Raw genomic sequence first — 16,388 nt, forward strand, 5'->3', positions numbered from 1 at the left:
CCGCTCGCCGCCCGCCCTGCGGACGCGGGCGCCCCGGCCACCACCACCCCCGCCGTCGGCACCGCCGACACCGCCGGCACCGCCGCCTCCGCCCGACGGCCCATGAACGCCTGACCTGGGTCAGGCGGGTGGCGCGGCCCCTTCCCCCACACTTCGGGGGCCGCGCCCTCCGGCGCCCCCCGGCCCACCCCCACGCCGGCCCGCGCCGCCCCGCGCCGCCCCGCGCCGCCCCGACAGACTTGATCGCACCGATTTGAAGCGTCAACTCCTTGCAAAACCGCAGGACTTCGCCTTGACGACCCGGATTGGTCTGGACCACATTGAGTGCGCTCCCGCACCCGAGCACGGCCCCCACCCGTCCCCCCACACCGTCAAGGAGGACTCGCCCATGAGGCGCGTCACCCTCTCCCTCGCCGCGGCCGCGGCCCTGATCGCCGCGCCGCTGGGCGCCACCGCCGCCGGAGCGGCCGGCGTGTCCGGCCTGACCGCCGACTACGCGGTCACCCAGAGCTGGTCGAACGGCTTCCAGGCCACGTACACCGTGACCAACCACACCAACACCACCGTCAACAGCTGGTCACTCTCCTTCGACCTGCCGACCGGTGAGAGCGTCTCCAGCCTGTGGAACGGCACGCTGACCTCGACCACCACCTCCACCGGCACCCACTACACGGTGGCCTCCCCCGGCTGGGCCGCCCCGCTGGCCCCCGGCGCCGCCGCCCCCGCGGTGGGCTTCGGCGTCACCACCGGCGCCGTGCAGAGCGCCCCGCTGAACTGCACGATCAACAACCAGCCGTGCGCCGGCGCCCCCGCCGACACCGCCGCGCCGTCCGTCCCCGGCAACCCGCGCTCGACGGGCACCGGGCCGGGCAGCGTCACCCTCGGCTGGACGGCCGCCACCGACAACACCGCGGTGGCCGGCTACCACGTGTACGAGGGCACCACGGCGGTCGCCACCGTGACCGGCACCTCGGCCACCGTCCGCGGCCTGCTCCAGGGCAGCAGCCACACCTTCACCGTCACCGCCTTCGACGCGGCGGGCAACGAGTCCGCGAAGTCCGCGGCCGTCACCGCCACCGCGGGCACCGGCACCAGCGCCGGCACCGCCGCCCCCTACGTCGACCTCGGCGCCTACCCGACCCCGAGTCTGCCCGCGCTCTCCGCCGCCAGCGGCCTCAAGGAGTTCTCGCTGGCGTTCATCATCAACGGCGGCCAGCCGTGCACCGCCAGCTGGTTCGGCGCGTACGACCCGGCCACCGGCTGGAACAAGGCCGACATGGACGCGATCCGGGACGCGGGCGGCGACGTCCGCCCGTCCTTCGGCGGCGCCAACGGCACCGAACTCGCCCAGTCCTGCACCACGGTGGCTGCGCTGGCCGCGCAGTACCAGAAGGTCGTGGACGTCTACGCGCTGGACCGCGTCGACTTCGACATCGAGGGCACCGCCGTCACCGACCACGCCTCGGTCGACCGCCGCTCCGCAGCGCTCGCCCAGGTCCAGGCCGCCCAGCGGGCCAAGGGCCGCGACCTGAAGGTCAGCCTGACCCTGCCGGTGCTGCCCAGCGGCCTCACCGCGGATGGCGTCTACATCCTGCAGTCCGCCAAGAACGCCGGCCTGTCCGTCGACCTGGTCAACGTGATGGCGATGGACTTCGGCGACTGGGCCGCCCCGAGCCCGGCCGGCAAGATGGGCGCCTACGCGATCCAGTCCGCGCAGTCCACCCAGGCGCAGATCCGCTCGGTGTGGACCGACCTGACGGACGCCCAGGCGTACGCCATGGTCGGCGTCACCCCGATGCTCGGCCAGAACGACACCGCCTCCGAGGTGTTCGGCCTCACCGACGCGCAGCAGCTGATCTCCTTCGCCCAGCAGAACCACCTCGGCGAACTGGCCTTCTGGGAGATGACCCGGGACGCCAACGCCTGCACCGGCTCGCTGCCCAAGTGCACCAACGTCCCGCAGACGCCGTACCAGTTCTCCAAGCTCTTCGCGGCCTACCAGGGCTGATCCGGCCCCGGACGCGAACGGGGCCGGGGCCCGGAGCGGCGTGCTCCGGGCCCCGGCCCGTCAGGGGCGTCAGGGGCGTCAGGGGCGTCAGGCGGGCTGGTGCTCGCCCTCCGCGCGCAGGGCGCCCTCGGGGCCGGCCTCCTCGGCGCCCTCGTGCTCGGGGCGGCCGTGCATCGGGAGCAGGAAGATCGCGGCGAAGACCGCCACCAGCAGGCCGACCTCGGCCCACAGGGTGACCTGCTCGGCACTGGCGAAGTCGGCCGTCTTCAGGCGCTCGAAGAAGACGGTGCCCAGGATGGCGCTGCCCAGGGCCGCGCCGAGCTGCTGCACCGACGTCAGCGTGCCCGAGGCCGAACCGGTCTCGTGCGGCTCGACCGAGGCCAGCACCATGCCGAAGAACGGGGCCATCACCAGGCCCATGCCCAGACCGCTGACCGTCAGCGCGGGCACCATCTGCCACGGCGTGACGCCCAGGCCCTGGCTGTGCAGGGTGTACATCAGGCCGAGCACGCCGGCCAGCATCACCACCAGGCCCACGTGCATCACCTTGCGGCCGTACTTCTGCAGCGCCTGGGAGGCGATGAACGCGACCACCATGCCGATCGAGGACGGGATGCCCGTCAGGCCGGACTTGAAGGCGCTGTAGTGCAGGCCGAGCTGGGTGTACAGGCTGAACGTCAGCCAGAAGCCGGTCATCGCGGTGAAGAAGACCAGGCCGAGCGCCATGCCGCCGCTGAAGCCGCGCTTGGCGAACAGGCTGGGCTCCACCAGCGGGTCGGTGCCGGACGCCTTGCGGCGCGCCTCGTACCAGCCGAACAGGCCGAACACCGCCACGCCGAGCGCCAGCAGCGCGAACGCCCACAGCGGCCAGTCGTGCTCGCGGCCCTGGACCAGCGGGTAGATGACCGTGGCCGCGCCGAGGGCGGCCAGCAGCGCGCCCACCAGGTCGAGCCGGACGGTCGGGCCCTGCCCCCGGGCGGGCAGGAAGACCCGGCCGCCGATGAAGGCGAACAGGCCCAGCGGGATGTTGATCAGGAAGATCATCCGCCAGCCGGTGCCCGCGAGGTCCGCGTCGACCAGCCAGCCGGCCAGGATCGGGCCGCCGACCGTCGACAGGCCCATCACCGGGCCGAACATGCCGAAGGCCGCGCCCTGCTCCTTGGGCGAGAAGATCTCCTTCATGATGCCGAGGCCCTGGGGCAGCATCACCGCGCCCAGCAGGCCCTGCAGCACCCGGGCGGCGACCAGCTGCCAGGGCTCCTGGGCCAGGCCGCAGGCCAGCGAACCGAGGGTGAACCCGGCCGCGCCGATCATGAACATCCGGCGGCGGCCGAAGATGTCGCCCAGCCGGCCGCCGGTGATCAGGCCGATGGCCATCGCCAGCGTGTACGCCGCGCCGAGCCACTGGATGGTGGACTCGCCGCCGCCGATGTCCGCCCGGATCGCGGGGGCGGCGATGTTGGTCACCAGTGAGTCCAGCAGGTCCATCACCTCGGCGGCGAGGATGACGAACAGCGCGACCCAGCGCCAGCGGTAGGGTTCGGCGGCGCCGGAGGGCAGCGCCGCGGTGGTGGGGCCGACCGCGTCGGTCATGACAGCTCCTGTTTGCTACCAGGCGCGGAGGACGGGGGCCGCGCGATTGAACGGTGTTTTCTTGGACGAACACTGTTCTACGAGTCGAGCGCCGTTCCCGTCAAACGGATTAACCCTGACTTCTCCCCCACTCCGACCCCGACCCGCCTCCGGGCCGCCCCCGGGTCGTCCCCGGCCCGCCTCCGGGCCGCCCCGCTCCGCTCCTGGTCCGCCCCCGGTCCGACCCCGACCGGGCCCCGTCGAACGGCGTTCGTTCGGAGTACGATGATCGCCGACGGAACGTTCAGCGAAAACAGGTGACCAGATGTCCGCGCAGATGCCCGAGATCCCGTGGCACAAGCCCCGCAAGGCGGAACCGCGTCAGCCGCTCAGCCGCTCGCTGATCGTGGAGACCGCGGTCCGGGTGCTGGACGCCGAGGGCCTGTCCGGAGTGACGATGCGCCGGGTCGCCCAGGAGCTGGGCACCGGCCCCGCCTCGCTGTACGCGCACGTCTCCAACAAGGAGGAACTGCTCGACCTGGTGCTGGAGCGGGTGGTCTCCGAGATCCGGATGCCGGCCCGGCCGGAGCCCGAGCGCTGGAAGGAGCAGATCACCGAGATCTGCTTCGAGGCGCAGCGGGTGCTGACCTCCCACCGGGACGTCTCGCTGGTGTCGCTGGGCAGTATCCCGCTGGGCGAGAGCCAGCTGGGCATCACCGAGTTCCTGCTCGACCTGCTGCTGCGGGTCGGCATGCCGCCCCAGGTCGCCGCCTGGGCGCTGGACGGGCTCGGCCAGCTGATCGACACCGACGCGTACGAGGCGTCCGTGTACGCGGACCGGATCGCCCGGGGGACGGACATCGGCGAGTACTTCGGCCAGCTGCACGGCTTCCTGCTGGCGCTCCCCGCCGACCGCTTCCCGAACCTGCAGCGGATGGCGGACACCATGGTGACGGGCGAGGGCGACGAGCGCTACGCCTTCAAGATCGAGGTGTTCCTGCGCGGCCTGGAGTCCTACCTGCCCGCCGCCTGACGGATCGTCGACGAACCCGCCCCACCCGCTTTGACCTGTGCTTTACCGGGATTTGACCGCGTTCTGGACGGACCTCCCCGGATGCGGCGGCAAGGGTTGACGGCGCCCCGGCACAGGTCTATACCAGTGGCAGTCACGTCAACCTCGGCCAGGCATCCGACCGTTGGCCCGGCCGCGCACCCCCACCTCCCGCGCGTCCGGGCCGCCGTCCTCGCCACCCCCCGGAGAGGTCCTCGATGGAACGCGCACTTCCCCCACACACCCCCGCCGCCCCGGCCCGGCCGCACCGCACGCGGCGCGCCGCCGCGGTCGCCCTGTCCGTGTTCGGCCTGCTGGCCGGCGCCGTCTCGGCCGTCGCCACCTCCGGCTCGGCCAACGCCGCCACCACGGGCGGGCTCGGCTCCAACTGGTACGCCTCCGCGCCGTACCTGATGCCGGAGGACAACAGCCCGCCGGACGCCGCCGCCGTGATGGACGCCACCGGCCAGAAGGCGTTCCAGCTCGCCTTCATCCTGGCCCAGGGCAACACCTGCAGCCCGTCCTGGGGCGGCACGTCCTCGATCGACACCGACACCACGATGCCGGCCGTCATCCAGACCATCCGCAACAAGGGCGGCGACGTCTCGGTGTCGGTGGGCGGCTACGGCGGCACCAAGCTCGGCCAGACCTGCGGCACCCCGGAGGCGACCGCCGCCGCGTACCAGAAGGTCGTCACCAAGTACGACCTCAAGGCGATCGACTTCGACCTCGAGGAGCCCGAGTACGAGAACACCGCCGCCATCCACAACGAGATCGGCGCGGCCCGGATCCTGCAGCAGAACAACCCGGGCATCTACATCTCCATCACCACCGCGGGCACCAACGCCGGCACCGGCTGGTTCGGCACCCAGATGCTGCTGGAGGCGAAGTCCCAGGGCGTGTAGTCAGCCTTGCATCTCCAGGATGCGGGCGCGCACCGCTGACTGGAGAGTGGAACTATGGCGCGCAAGGCCACCGAGCCGGTGAAGTACGTTGACCTGCTGTTGCGGAAGTCGCAGGCCGTCCGGGGTACGGCAACCCAAGACATCCTGTCGCTGAAGGCACAGGAGGCGAGGGGCCGGGCATGGGCCAAGAAGAACCAGGCCACGGTCCGCAAGATCTTCCGCGAGAATCTGAGCGCGTACAAGCTAACCGTGAAGCGTCCGGAGTTTGACGCAGCCGTTCGCGCACTGCTCGAAGGCGAGTCGGACTGCCTGTGGGCGTACGACTCTTCGCGTTACACCCGCAAGGGCGCGGGTGACGTGCTGAAGGTCCTGGACACTCCAGGCAAGCGACTGGTCTTCGACATCAACGGGCTCGACACGGAGCGCCCCGAGGACCGTCGCCGGATCATTGAGGACGCCGAGCGCGACCGCGAGTACAGCCGGGTGCTCTCCGAGAAGGTCAGGGACACCAAAGCTGCGCAGCGCGAAGAAGGCAAGTGGCTCGCGTTTGCGCCGATCGGGCTGAAGGTCACGAAGAAGCGAAAACTCAAGCACGACAAGCTCTGGCCGATGATCGAACGCATTCACAACGAGGCCGCTGAAGGCGCGTCGAATCGGCAGATCGCAAAGGGCTTGTCCATCGACGGGTACCGGGGGCCGCGAGGGGGCCCGGTGCTTCCGTCCCTGGTCGGCAACATTCTTCGAGACCCGGTGTATCTCGGATGGCAGATCATCTTGGTGAAGGGCCGCCCGCAAATCTATGTGAACGCCAAGGGCAAAAAGGTACGAGTCTTCGCTAAGGGAGTAGAAGGAATTCCGCAGGAGACCTGGGACAAGCATCGACGCATTGCAGCCAATATCGAGCGACGGAAGAACCTGCCAACAGGAGAGCGGTCAAAGCCTGCCGAACATTCTCCGGGCTCGGGGCTGATTTGGTGTGAAGGCGGAGGCCGCAATCCCAAAACGGGGCATCTGGCTACGGTCCACTCACACTCTTTCCGGTGCAGCAGGGCCAACGCTGGGATGGTGGACTGTCCGGAGCCCGCGAGCGCCATGCGGACGGTCGTGGTCAAGGCCCTGGCAGAGGCGTTGGTCACGAAGCTTTCGACAGCGGACCCGATGGACCCGACTCTGTTGGCTGTCGCGGAAAACTGGGTCGAGTTGTCCCAGCCAGAGGAAAGCCAGAGGGAAGTAGAAGCCCGTGGGCAACTGAAGCTTGCAGAAGAGGCAGTGGCGCGTATTGACCGCCTGGAGGCTGCCGGAGCTTATCCAGGCCGAGACGGAGAAGCTACATACATCAAGATGCGCCGGTCGGCCGTAGAGGATCTGGAAGATGCGCGACGGGAGTGGGAAGCGCTGGCGAAGCCGATGGCAGACATTTCGGTGCTCACTGACCCTGCCCGCTGCACGCAACTTTGGGAGGGATCGGATGACATCTACAGAGGGAAGTTGCTGCGGCTGGCAATCGACAAGGTGTTCCTAAAAAAGGCCCCATACCAGGGTGCGCGCTTCAATGCGGAGCGCTTGCACATCGTGTGGAAGACACCGCGCGGATGGGAAGCCTCACAGGAGAAGGGCCAACAGCGCCGAAATAAGTCCTGAAACGCAAAAATGGCCCCCGGTCAGCACTGTTGCAACAGTGCCGGCCGGGGGCCTGGGCGTAGTGGGGGTGTCACCAGCCGATGGACTCGATGTCGGTGACGAGTTCGAGCGCGATGTGCTCGGGGAGAGGGATGGTCGTTCGGGTGAGCTGGCCGGGCGAGGCGTGTTCGGTCTCGATGACGATCACTCGTTCGCCTGCCGGGGTCCGGGCCTCGTAGGCACGGGCGGCCTGATGGACGACGGCGCGGACCACGGGGGGGCTCACGCTGAGCCCTTCAGCAGGTAGTTCGCCATGGCGATCTTGGAGGCCACTCCGGCGTCCGGGCCCAGCAGTTCGGCTGCCCGGAGGAACGCCCGCTCCCGCTCGGCGGTGGTGTCGTTTGCGGGCAGCATCACGTCGGCGAACGTCGGCGGCTGTGAGGGCTCGGGGGCCGCCTCCGGGACGGGGACGAGGGTGAGGGTGTTCGGCGGCAGTTCGGTGGGCGATGTCGAGCCGCCGGCCACCAGGTAGGGCTGTCCGGCCTGGCGGGACTGTTCGGCCTGGCGAGCGGCGTCCAGTTCTCCGACGCGCAGTGCGGCGGCGGCCTCCTCCGCGCGGACGCGCTGGATTTCCTTGAGGGTGTCGCGGGACTGCAACGCGGCCTGGGTGAGACTGCCGCTGAGGAGGTCGGCGATCTCCGGGTTCAGGTAGATCGACGCGGTGACGTTGGCGGAGCGCACCAGCAGCCCGATGTCGCCTTCGGCGTCTACGTGCAGCCGGGCGTAGTCCTCGGGGCCGTCGTACTTGCAGGGGAAGCGCTGTTCGTCGGGGCGGGCGGTCTCAGTCGCGGTGGTCATTGGTGGTCTCTCCGGTCGGGGCGAGGAAGTTGGCGATGCGCAGGACGGCGCTCACCCGGGCGTCGAAAGGTTGGTCCTGGTAGCCGCGGGTGTTGGTGGCCATCGCGGTGACGGTCTTCTGCGCGAGGTCCAGGGCCTCGGCGCGGGTCACCGCTTCTCCCAGTGCGAGTCGATGCCGACCAGCGGGCGCGGGGTCGGACGGTCGTACAGCCCCGGGGTCCTGCGGGTGGTCGGCGCGGTGGCGCGGTCGGCCGTCGTGGCGTTGTCCAGCGCGCCGGCCTGGCGGATGAGGTAGGCGGCCAGGGTGCGGCACTGGTCGGCGTCGAGCCGGGCCGGGCGGGTGGTCTGCTCGCCGACGGTCAGCGCCAGTACGCCGCCCAGCCGCTCGTTCCGCACGCCGACGACGGAACCGTGGCGGACGGTCAGGGTGGCCTTGTGTTCGGTGGTCTCGATCATGGTGTTCTCTCTCCTGGATCAGGTGAACAGGCCCAGGAACGCCTGGACTTCGCGGGCGGAGTGGCCGCCGTCGTATCGGACGGTGTGGCCGTCGCGGGTGATCTCCAGCCTGTAGCCGTCGCTGTCGCCGTGGTCGGCGAAGACGCGCAGGGTTGCGCCGCCGCGCAGTTCGTAGGTACCGACTGGGGAGGTCATCGCGCTTTCCTTCCGTGAGGGTTCGGAAGGGTTGAGCCGGGCCGGTTAACGCCCTGGTTCACGCTGCGGTCCGCATCTTCTTCAGGGCGCGGGACCACGTGGCCTTCACGGTGCCGGGCGTCTTGCCCAGGGCCTCGGCTATCGCGGTTGCGTCGAGCTTGCCGGTGTCGGTGAGCATCGGCGGGCCGTCGAATCCGAACGCCAGGCGCGCAATGTCGGCCTCGGTCGGAGACATGGCGGCCAGCAGCTCCGCGGCCTTCACCTCGGAGGCGGCAGCGAACCGGGCGCTGGTCTCGGCGTCGGCCTGGCGGTCAATGATCGCGCCGCTGGCCTGCTTTCCACGCTTGGCGCCTGTGACCCGAACCCCCTTGCAGCGCACGGCGTCCCGCGAGACTTCGAGGGGGTTGTGCGCCAGGGAGGGCTGGAGGTCGGTGCACCAGCCCTCGCGGGTGGCCGCGCGGACGACCGGCCGGCCGTCCTTGACCGCGAGGTGGAGGCGGGCGGCTCGGGGGGTGGTGCCAAGCGGGGTGTACTCGACCAGGCGGTCCGGGTCCTGTGCGGCGGACGCTTCGAGCATGCTCTCCGGCACGGCGGCGATCTGGAGGGGGCGGTCGAACGCGGCGGCGACAAGGTCGGCCTGCTCCGGGGAGAAGCGGCGCTTGGCGTCCGGGTGGCCGGTCAGTTCCTCCTTCGCGGCGGCGAAGTCCCCGCCCGAGCGGGAGAGCGCGCCCATGAAGGAGGCGGCGGCGTCCCGGGCCACACCGGGGGCGGCCTCGCGGGTGGCCGCCGCGCGGCCGTCCAGCTTGGCCCGCTGGAAGGCATACGAGGTGAACTCGGCCGTGTTCTCGCCGTCCACGTCCCACGAGTGGATGGCGCGCCAGAAGCTCAGCCGCATCTCCTGAGCGATGTCCTGGGCGGCCTGGTGGCTGTCGCCCTCCATCTGCTGGGCCCGCTTCCGGGAGACGGAACGGGCAATGCCTTCCAGGTCGTTCAGGATCTCCTCCGTGGCGACGCGGCCCCGGTCGAGCTTGCCCATGCCGGTCAGAGCGGTCAGCGGCTTCGGGGTCTGGGCCTGGCGGATCAGGGAGGAGGGGATGCAGGGGGAAGGCATGGAAGTTCCTTGACGTGTACAGATCAGAAGAGAGGGCGTGCGCTATCGCAGGCGGGCTCAGGGCATGGAAAAGCCCCGTCCGGCACGACGGCCGAATCGGGGCACGAAGAGGCCCCTGCCGTTGGGTTTCAGCCGATCGGCAGGGGCCTAAAGACGGCCGCTGGAGCGACCGTTGGTATTAGGAAATCACTGCGCCTCGGTGGGCCGGAGAATCAGCTCGCGCGAGGTCGCAGGCAAAGAGGGCCATGTGATGGGGTAGGTCAAAGACGGGAAGACGCTCGTAGACCGCGCGCCCACCGTCGGGACTAACGGCCCTGTAGATGTGAAGCAGGTTGACTAAGGCCCGCAGGGCGAGGCACAGCAGGCAGGAGACGCGGGCCTCGCGCAGCGCCAGCTCTTGCATGACGCAGCGAGTGCTGGTGAGGCCCATGGCTCGTTGGATCTGCATGTAGTGTTCGCGGTTGATGATTTGGGCGATCAGTCGTCGCACCTTGGCCAGGCGCCGGAGCATGCAGAAGCGGCCGGTAGCACGCGATCGGCCGCCGCACTTCATCTGGCCCTCCGGGTGTGATCAAGAGTGTTCGTAGAGAAACTATTTACCTGGACATTAGATATCCTGAATGACCTTCGCAACATCTAAACCGGGACCTTTTCCCCAAGGAAAAGGTCCCGACTGCCCCATTTACCTGCAATCTTCACGGAACGTTAAGGCGAGGTGTGACCGGCTTCACTTGCCGTGCTTGCGCAGGTAGTCGGCCCCTTTGTCGAGACGACCGGAGGAGTCGCCGAAATGACCGAGAGCGCTGTTCTCCCCCCGGCACAGCAGGCGGCGGACGGCTTGGCCGTGCGGCTTGTCGTGGTCGTGGTCGACCACCAGGCGGTCCCCGGCGGCGGCCTTCTGTCCGCAGATCGCGCAGCGCCAGCGCTGCTGTCGGCCCATCCGTTCGTAGTCGGCCAGGGTGATCCCGTAGAGGCGGCGCAGCCGGGCGTCGCGGCGTTTGCGGACCACCTGCGGGTCGCGGTTGGCCTTGTGGTTGGCGGCCTTCACGCATGGCCGGCAGACGTTCGCCCGCCCGTTGGGGGCGCGTTTGCGCTTGCCGAACTGACCGAGGGGCTTCTCGTCGTCGCACGCCTCGCAGAACTGGGTGTGCGCGCTCTCCGGTTCACGCGGCATAGGCCCACTCCTTCGGCAGGCCGTAGCCGTCGGCCCAGCTCGGGCCGTAGACCTCGGCGTCGGTGTCCAGCGGCACCCCGAGCAGGTTCATCTTCATCGCCTCGGCGCACGCGCGGGCGACGTCCGCGGCCTCCTTCTTCGGGGCGGTGCCCACCACCTCGTCGTGCACCCACATGGTCAGGTACGGGGTGAGGCCCTGCTTGTCCATCGTGATCAGGGCTTGCCCCATCGTGTCGCGGGCGGTCGACTGGCAGGCGTAGGCCACCGACTTGTAGAGCTTGTCGCGGTCCAGGTGCAGCCGCCGGCCGGTGATGGTGGTCATCGTGCACTTCTCCGCGAGCGCGGTGCGCTGCATCTTCCGCGCCCACCGCTTGATGCCGGGGAAGGCCCGGCTGTAGCGCTGGAGGGTGTCGCGCATGACGTCCACCGGCTGGCCGGTCTGCTTGGCCAGCGTCGCGGCCCCGCCCTGGTAGGCGGTGCCGAGTCCGGCGATCTTCGCCAGGGTGCGCTGGGCCTTCGTGTAGCCGGTGCCGAACATCATCTCGGCGGCGAACCCGTGCAGGTCCGCGCCCGAGGCGATGGCCCGGATCATCCGGGACTCCCCGGACAGTGCGGCCAGCACCCGCAGTTCGACGGCCTGCTGGTCGACGGAGAAGTACATGTGCCCCGGCTCGGCGACCACGCTGCGGCGGATCTCCCAACCGTGGGAGGGAAGTTGGGCCATCGCGGGGTCGGAGTGCGAGGCGCGCCCGGTCTGGGCACCCAACGGGTTGATCTTCGGGTGGATGCGGTCGTGGCTGTCGCGGCCCGCCAGCATCGCCTGGGCGTAGCTGGTCGACCACTTGCCCGCCCTCTTCGCCCGGAGGACGGCGTCCGCGAGTGCGTTGGGCTCGCGCATGCCGAGCCGCTTCCAGTCCTGGTCGAGGTCCGCCAGCGGCAGCAGCACCTCCTTGGCGACCGACAGCGCACCGCTGTCCGTCTTCTCCGTCAGCCGCTCGCCCATCCCGAGCAGCGCGCCGGCCACCTGGTCGGGCGAGTTCACGGAGTCCACGCCGAAGCGGGCGGCCACCGCGGCGAACCTCTCCTTCTCGTCCGCGAGGCGACCGACCAGCCCCTCCGTGTACTCGGGGTCGACCAGCATGCCGGTGCGCTGCAACTTAGCGCACACCAGGGCGAGCTGATGCTCGTACGGCAGCAGCGCCGAGCGCAGACCCTCGGCCCGGTAGCGCTCCAGCAGCTTGGGCAGCAGCCGGGCGGCGAGCAAGGCGTCGAGACCGGCGTACAGCTCGAAGGTGGGGTGCGACAGGCTGATGCCCGCCCACCCGGTCGCCTTGGTCAGCCCGAGCCCGTTGAACACCTTCGTCAGGTCGCCCTGGGTGTCGGGCGCGGCCGGGTCGACGTACCAGGCCGAGAGGGGCTTGAGCGACAGGCCGACGCCACCCTCGTAGTCGTGGCGGCTGTCGAGAAGGTGGGCGGCCACCCGGGAGTCCTGGGCTCGCGGGTAGAGGTCTTCGAGCCGGATACCGAACTCGGTGTCGACCTTCAGCGCGTCGAAGCTCAGGTTGTGCGCGACGAGGTTGGGCAGCGCGGCCAGGGCTTCGATCGCAGCGGGGCGGAACGGGCCGCCGAGTTCGACGGGGATCACCCACGCGGTGCGGGTGTCGCCGAGCTGGACGAGCCGTATTCGGTCCGTCCACGCCAGGCCGGTGGTCTCGGTGTCGAAGCCGAGCAGGGTGCCGGCCGCCGCGTGGGCGGTCCACCAGGTGCGGAACTCCCGCAGGTCGGCCGCCCGTTCGGGGACCTTGATCTCGACCGGCTCTCCGGCCAGTCGGTACGGGTGTACCCGCATGTGCTCGCTTCCTAGTAGTCGGTGGTGGTGTCGAAGACGCCCGGCCCGGCGGGCGGCTGGTCGGCGAAGCGCACGCCCAGCAGCACCCGACCCCGGGTCATGCGGTGCTGGCGGATACCGCGCTCGTCCAGCGCGGAGATGAATCCGCGGCGGGTCCACGCCTTCTCGCCCTGGGCCTCGCACCAGTCGCGGTACGCGGTGTAAGCGTCCTGGCTCGGGACGTGGCTCTTGTCGCTGTCGACCTTCACCAGGACGTCCGTCAGGAACTCCGCCAGCGCGTCCGAGTTCTCCTTGAAGTTGGAGGTGGCGGTCTTGATGCAGTCGGGCTCCTTCAGGCCCTCGGCGTACCAGGCGACGGCCCCGGCGACTGCCCAGGCGGCGATGCCCTCGGCCTCCCCACGCAGCGTCTCGAAGATCGAGTGGTCCCGCTCGTCCGGCTTGAAGAAGCGGTCGAACTTGATCAGCTTCACCCGGCGCCAGAGGCCGGCGTCCTGCGAGCGGAAGGCCGGGGTGTGGTTGGAGGCCAGCCACAGGAGGAAAGTCGGCTGGTAGGTGAAGAAGTTCTCACGCATGAAGCGGGCGGTCAGCTTGTCGCTGCCGGTGGCGCGCTTCAGCACGGACTCGCTCATCGGCTTCCCGGCCTCGCCCTCGCTGGCCATCACCATCCGGGCCCCGCGCAGCGCGGCCAGGTCGGCGGGGATCGAACTGCCCCGGTCTTCGAACGTCTCGAACCTGGTCGTCTCGGACAGCGCGTCGAACACGTACGACAAGGTGTCCAGGAAGACCGACTTGCCGTTCGCGCCGACACCGACCAGCACGGCGAACGCCTGCTCCGCCGTGCTGCCCGTGATGCCGTACCCGCACAGGCGGTGGATGTAGGCGGGCATCAGCGGCTCGTTGGGGAACACCTCGTCCAGGAACCGCAGCCAGCGCGGGGCCTTCGCCTGCGGGTTGTAGTCCCACGGCAGCGACTTGGTCAACATGTCCGCCGGGTCGTGCGGGCGGAGGATGCCGGTGCGCAGGTCCACGGTCCCGTTGGCGAAGCTCAGCAGGTGCGGCTGGTGGTCGAAGTCGTCCACCGAGCAGTTCACCCCGCGCACCGACGCCAGCTCGCGCATCAGGTCGTCAATGCGCCTCGCCATGGTGAAGCCCTTCGCGGCCTTCGCCAGCGGGAGCGCGGCGACCTGCTTCTCGTACTCGGCATCCAGCGCGTCCCCGGCCAGCTTGAGTGCCAGGGCCTCGCGGATGACCGCCTTCTCCCTGGCCAGGGTCTCGACCATCGCCGCGCCGAGGTCGTGGGCGGCCTGGCGCACCAGCACCTCCGAGCGCACCCAGTGCGTCCCCGACCAGCAGTGGAAGCCCACGCCGTCGGCGTAGCGGATACCGTTCTTGGTGTACTGCACCAGGGCGTGGGCGTTGACGATGTCGCTCGCCCCGTACCGGGACGCCGCCTCGCGGTAGGCGGCCACCGCCTTGGCCGGGGGCAGCGTCAGCGCCGCCTTCTCCGGCGCGTAGGGGGCGGTCAGGCTGTCGATGGCGTACGCCGTCATCGGGTCTCTCTCCATACTGCGTAGTCCTTGAAGCCCTCGGGCAGCGTCAACTGCCGGGCGGTCACCTCCCGTTGGTGGAGGGCGGCGAGGATGGTCCGGGTGAACTCCCGGCCGGAGCGGTCGTTGTCGCCGCACACCCGCACGTCGCGGCCGGCCAGTCCGGCGGCCAGCGCGTCCAGCGTGCTGGGGTCGTTGTTGAGCAGCGCGGCCCCACGCACCCCCACGGCGTTGTAGCCATCGGCGACGATCGCCAGCGGGTCCGACAGGCCCTCGGCGACCACCCACGGCGCGGACGGGTCCGGCCCGGGGAACACCCCGAAGCGCTGCCACTCGAACCCGTCCGGGTTGGCCAGCGAGATCCACCGGCCGGGGCAGCGCCCCGAGAGGTCCCGGCCCTGGGCGCCCCTGGCCACTCCCGCGAAGTCGGCCATCGGCACGACGAGGCGGGGATACCGGACGAACGAGGTCGGCACCCACTCGGGGCACGGCTGCGGACCCGGCCACCAGCGCAGGCCCAGCCGGTCCTGCTCGGCCACCGGCAGGCCGAAACGGTGCTGCGCGTAGCCGACAGCCGGAGCGGCGTCGTCACCGGCCGGCAGGGAGTCCAACCACACCCGCAGCCCAGCCGTCAGGAACGGCGAGGCGGGTTCGGGCCGGGCCTCGGCGACGGCGACCAAGCCCGCAGGGTCGACGTTGAACAGGTGCCTCGGCAGCAGCCCCATCCCGGCGACGATGTCTTCGAAGGCGCACCCGGCGCGGCAGGCCAGACCCACCATGCCGGACGTCTTCAGGTTGATCCACAGCGACGGCTTGCCGTCGTCGTGGGCCGGGCAGCGGGCGACCCACTCGCCGCTCTGGTAGTCCCGCCACTCCTCCAGGCGGTCCAGGATCGCCGACATGCGCACGGCTCTCTCCTCTTCTGTTAGTAACCGGCCTCCCGCAGCGCGCGGACGATCGCGGCGTGCGTGCGGATCGAGGTGACGGCGTACCCGTCCTCGGTCCGGGCGCGGGGGCGCTTCACGTACGCGACGCCGAACGGCATCCCGGCGTTCTTCGCCTCGGCCTCGGCCTGGCGGACGTACCCGGCCAGGTCGTACGACTTCTCGGCCTTGCACTCCCCGGCGAACGGGCGCACCCCGAGGTCGCCGATGTCGGCCCCGCCCTCCTGGACGTTGCGGCGGACGTTGTCCGGGTCCAGCGGGTCCTTCCAGCGGACGGCGCGGTCCCCGCCCTTCCACAACTCCCGGTACTGGCCAAGTTGTTCGTTCAGGTAGTCGGCCACCGCGGTTTCCCAGCCGGTGCCCTTCGCCTTGTTCCGGTTGGCCACTAGACGGTCACCACCGCGAGGGCCGCGCCCCGGAAAACGGCCAGGCCGGCGGCCTCCCAGTAGCGGGAGAAGTCCGGGCGCTCGCGGGCGTCGTGCAGGAACAGCAGCCGGTCACCGGGACCGGCGCGGCGCAGGTCGCCGAGCGCGGGGGCGATGCCCAGCCCGATGCGGTAGGTCACGTCTCCTCCGGCGGCCGGGCCTCGCGGAAGTCGACGGTGTGGGCGGCGTCAGAGGCGCGCAGCAGGCGGCGCGGGTGAGCGCCCTCGGCGGCCAGCGCCCGGGTCCGGGCGTGCAGCGCGGTGCGGCGCTGGTCGGGCGGTATCCGCCACAGCGGCGTCGTGGTGTCGTTCACCGGCTCAGCCCTGCTCGGGCAGGTGCGACCAGGACGTCCGGTCGGCGATGTGGCGGCACGCCCGTTCGGAGATGCCGAACGCCTCGGCCAGCGCGGCGAGGTTGGCGCCCAGGTCGGCGGCGCGGCGGATCGCGGCGACCTTGCGTTCGGTCAGCTTCGCCTGCGAGTTGCGGGTGCCGCTCTGCGGGCGGCGCGGGGTGTCGCGGAAGGCGGCGCGCATGATCTCCTGCGCGCGGTCGGTGGCGGCCAGCGGGTTGATCAGGCGGGCCGGGATCGGCTCGGTGCCGGTCGTGGTCTGCACGGGGTTCTCTCTCCGGGAAACGGGAGCGGGACCGGCCTCCGAGGAGACCGGTCCCGCTG

General features: G+C 70.4%; 19 protein-coding genes and 1 pseudogene. 4 read left to right on the plus strand and 16 right to left on the minus strand.

Annotated elements, in window-relative coordinates:
• Positions 1 to 388 precede the first annotated feature (388 nt).
• Complete coding sequence (locus ACFUEL_RS18380; protein ID WP_380237369.1) at positions 389 to 2,008, plus strand: cellulose binding domain-containing protein; 1,620 nt, start codon at positions 389 to 391, stop codon at positions 2,006 to 2,008.
• An 87-nt stretch (positions 2,009 to 2,095) separates the two neighbouring features.
• On the opposite strand, the gene ACFUEL_RS18385 is transcribed toward ACFUEL_RS18380, so the two are convergent.
• Positions 2,096 to 3,601, minus strand: a complete 1,506-nt coding sequence (locus ACFUEL_RS18385; protein WP_380237370.1) for an MFS transporter — start codon at positions 3,599 to 3,601, stop codon at positions 2,096 to 2,098.
• A 304-nt stretch (positions 3,602 to 3,905) separates the two neighbouring features.
• Here ACFUEL_RS18385 and ACFUEL_RS18390 point away from each other — a divergent pair, with 304 nt between their 5' ends.
• From ACFUEL_RS18390 to ACFUEL_RS18400, 3 genes and pseudogenes are all read left to right on the plus strand, one after another.
• Entirely contained in the window at positions 3,906 to 4,613 is a 708-nt protein-coding gene (locus ACFUEL_RS18390; protein ID WP_380237371.1) for a TetR family transcriptional regulator, read from the plus strand.
• A gap of 236 nt (positions 4,614 to 4,849) precedes the next feature.
• A pseudogene (locus ACFUEL_RS18395) lies at positions 4,850 to 5,530 on the plus strand (chitinase); the annotation flags it as partial.
• Positions 5,531 to 5,590: 60 nt separating this feature from the next.
• Complete coding sequence (locus ACFUEL_RS18400; protein ID WP_380237372.1) at positions 5,591 to 7,177, plus strand: recombinase family protein; 1,587 nt, start codon at positions 5,591 to 5,593, stop codon at positions 7,175 to 7,177.
• A gap of 70 nt (positions 7,178 to 7,247) precedes the next feature.
• Here ACFUEL_RS18400 and ACFUEL_RS18405 read toward each other — a convergent pair whose 3' ends face one another.
• The 15 genes from ACFUEL_RS18405 to ACFUEL_RS18475 all read right to left on the minus strand — a co-directional run bounded on the left by ACFUEL_RS18405 (position 7,248) and on the right by ACFUEL_RS18475 (position 16,329).
• Positions 7,248 to 7,442 (minus strand): hypothetical protein, encoded by a 195-nt coding sequence (locus tag ACFUEL_RS18405; RefSeq protein ID WP_380237373.1) that lies wholly within the window; start codon positions 7,440 to 7,442, stop codon positions 7,248 to 7,250.
• Positions 7,439 to 8,014, minus strand: coding sequence for a hypothetical protein (locus ACFUEL_RS18410; protein WP_380237374.1), 576 nt, complete (start codon positions 8,012 to 8,014; stop codon positions 7,439 to 7,441). Before ACFUEL_RS18410 ends, ACFUEL_RS18405 begins: the two co-directional genes overlap by 4 nt.
• Positions 7,998 to 8,165 carry a hypothetical protein gene (locus tag ACFUEL_RS18415; RefSeq protein ID WP_380237375.1) on the minus strand — a complete coding sequence of 56 codons (168 nt, stop codon included), beginning with the start codon at positions 8,163 to 8,165 and terminating at the stop codon, positions 7,998 to 8,000. Before ACFUEL_RS18415 ends, ACFUEL_RS18410 begins: the two co-directional genes overlap by 17 nt.
• On the minus strand, positions 8,162 to 8,470 hold the full coding sequence (locus ACFUEL_RS18420) for a hypothetical protein (RefSeq protein WP_380237376.1): 309 nt from the start codon (positions 8,468 to 8,470) through the stop codon (positions 8,162 to 8,164). Before ACFUEL_RS18420 ends, ACFUEL_RS18415 begins: the two co-directional genes overlap by 4 nt.
• Before the next feature lie 18 nt (positions 8,471 to 8,488).
• Positions 8,489 to 8,665, minus strand: coding sequence for a hypothetical protein (locus ACFUEL_RS18425; protein ID WP_380237377.1), 177 nt, complete (start codon positions 8,663 to 8,665; stop codon positions 8,489 to 8,491).
• Positions 8,666 to 8,723: 58 nt separating this feature from the next.
• Positions 8,724 to 9,776 carry a hypothetical protein gene (locus tag ACFUEL_RS18430; protein WP_380237378.1) on the minus strand — a complete coding sequence of 351 codons (1,053 nt, stop codon included), beginning with the start codon at positions 9,774 to 9,776 and terminating at the stop codon, positions 8,724 to 8,726.
• Positions 9,777 to 9,954: 178 nt separating this feature from the next.
• Positions 9,955 to 10,266 (minus strand): hypothetical protein, encoded by a 312-nt coding sequence (locus ACFUEL_RS18435; RefSeq protein WP_380237380.1) that lies wholly within the window; start codon positions 10,264 to 10,266, stop codon positions 9,955 to 9,957.
• A gap of 237 nt (positions 10,267 to 10,503) precedes the next feature.
• The gene (locus ACFUEL_RS18440) at positions 10,504 to 10,950 is read right to left on the minus strand and encodes an endonuclease domain-containing protein (protein ID WP_380237381.1); all 447 of its coding nucleotides are present in this window, start codon (positions 10,948 to 10,950) and stop codon (positions 10,504 to 10,506) included.
• Entirely contained in the window at positions 10,940 to 12,799 is a 1,860-nt protein-coding gene (locus ACFUEL_RS18445) for a DNA polymerase (RefSeq protein WP_380237382.1), read from the minus strand. The genes ACFUEL_RS18440 and ACFUEL_RS18445 overlap by 11 nt, the downstream gene beginning before the upstream one ends.
• An 11-nt stretch (positions 12,800 to 12,810) precedes the next feature.
• Entirely contained in the window at positions 12,811 to 14,364 is a 1,554-nt protein-coding gene (locus ACFUEL_RS18450) for a phage/plasmid primase, P4 family (protein ID WP_380237383.1), read from the minus strand.
• Positions 14,346 to 15,248, minus strand: coding sequence for a toprim domain-containing protein (locus ACFUEL_RS18455; RefSeq protein ID WP_380237384.1), 903 nt, complete (start codon positions 15,246 to 15,248; stop codon positions 14,346 to 14,348). The genes ACFUEL_RS18450 and ACFUEL_RS18455 overlap by 19 nt, the downstream gene beginning before the upstream one ends.
• Positions 15,249 to 15,271: 23 nt before the next feature.
• The gene (locus ACFUEL_RS18460) at positions 15,272 to 15,676 is read right to left on the minus strand and encodes a hypothetical protein (protein WP_380237386.1); all 405 of its coding nucleotides are present in this window, start codon (positions 15,674 to 15,676) and stop codon (positions 15,272 to 15,274) included.
• On the minus strand, positions 15,676 to 15,855 hold the full coding sequence (locus tag ACFUEL_RS18465; RefSeq protein WP_380237387.1) for a hypothetical protein: 180 nt from the start codon (positions 15,853 to 15,855) through the stop codon (positions 15,676 to 15,678). Before ACFUEL_RS18465 ends, ACFUEL_RS18460 begins: the two co-directional genes overlap by 1 nt.
• Positions 15,852 to 16,028, minus strand: coding sequence for a hypothetical protein (locus tag ACFUEL_RS18470; RefSeq protein WP_376052930.1), 177 nt, complete (start codon positions 16,026 to 16,028; stop codon positions 15,852 to 15,854). Before ACFUEL_RS18470 ends, ACFUEL_RS18465 begins: the two co-directional genes overlap by 4 nt.
• A 4-nt stretch (positions 16,029 to 16,032) precedes the next feature.
• Positions 16,033 to 16,329 (minus strand): hypothetical protein, encoded by a 297-nt coding sequence (locus tag ACFUEL_RS18475; protein WP_380237388.1) that lies wholly within the window; start codon positions 16,327 to 16,329, stop codon positions 16,033 to 16,035.
• Positions 16,330 to 16,388: the final 59 nt, after the last annotated feature.

The sequence above is a fragment of the Kitasatospora sp. NPDC057198 genome (assembly GCF_042670125.1).
Taxonomy (GTDB): Bacteria; Actinomycetota; Actinomycetes; order Streptomycetales; family Streptomycetaceae; genus Kitasatospora.

Coding starts and splice junctions, on each gene's coding strand:
- ACFUEL_RS18380 (WP_380237369.1), top strand. CDS start 389: ATGAGGCGCGTCACCCTCTCCCTCGCCGCGGCCGCGGCCCTGATCGCC.
- ACFUEL_RS18385 (WP_380237370.1), bottom strand. CDS start 3,601: ATGACCGACGCGGTCGGCCCCACCACCGCGGCGCTGCCCTCCGGCGCC.
- ACFUEL_RS18390 (WP_380237371.1), top strand. CDS start 3,906: ATGTCCGCGCAGATGCCCGAGATCCCGTGGCACAAGCCCCGCAAGGCG.
- ACFUEL_RS18400 (WP_380237372.1), top strand. CDS start 5,591: ATGGCGCGCAAGGCCACCGAGCCGGTGAAGTACGTTGACCTGCTGTTG.
- ACFUEL_RS18410 (WP_380237374.1), bottom strand. CDS start 8,014: ATGACCACCGCGACTGAGACCGCCCGCCCCGACGAACAGCGCTTCCCC.
- ACFUEL_RS18420 (WP_380237376.1), bottom strand. CDS start 8,470: ATGATCGAGACCACCGAACACAAGGCCACCCTGACCGTCCGCCACGGT.
- ACFUEL_RS18425 (WP_380237377.1), bottom strand. CDS start 8,665: ATGACCTCCCCAGTCGGTACCTACGAACTGCGCGGCGGCGCAACCCTG.
- ACFUEL_RS18430 (WP_380237378.1), bottom strand. CDS start 9,776: ATGCCTTCCCCCTGCATCCCCTCCTCCCTGATCCGCCAGGCCCAGACC.
- ACFUEL_RS18440 (WP_380237381.1), bottom strand. CDS start 10,950: ATGCCGCGTGAACCGGAGAGCGCGCACACCCAGTTCTGCGAGGCGTGC.
- ACFUEL_RS18445 (WP_380237382.1), bottom strand. CDS start 12,799: ATGCGGGTACACCCGTACCGACTGGCCGGAGAGCCGGTCGAGATCAAG.
- ACFUEL_RS18450 (WP_380237383.1), bottom strand. CDS start 14,364: ATGGAGAGAGACCCGATGACGGCGTACGCCATCGACAGCCTGACCGCC.
- ACFUEL_RS18455 (WP_380237384.1), bottom strand. CDS start 15,248: ATGTCGGCGATCCTGGACCGCCTGGAGGAGTGGCGGGACTACCAGAGC.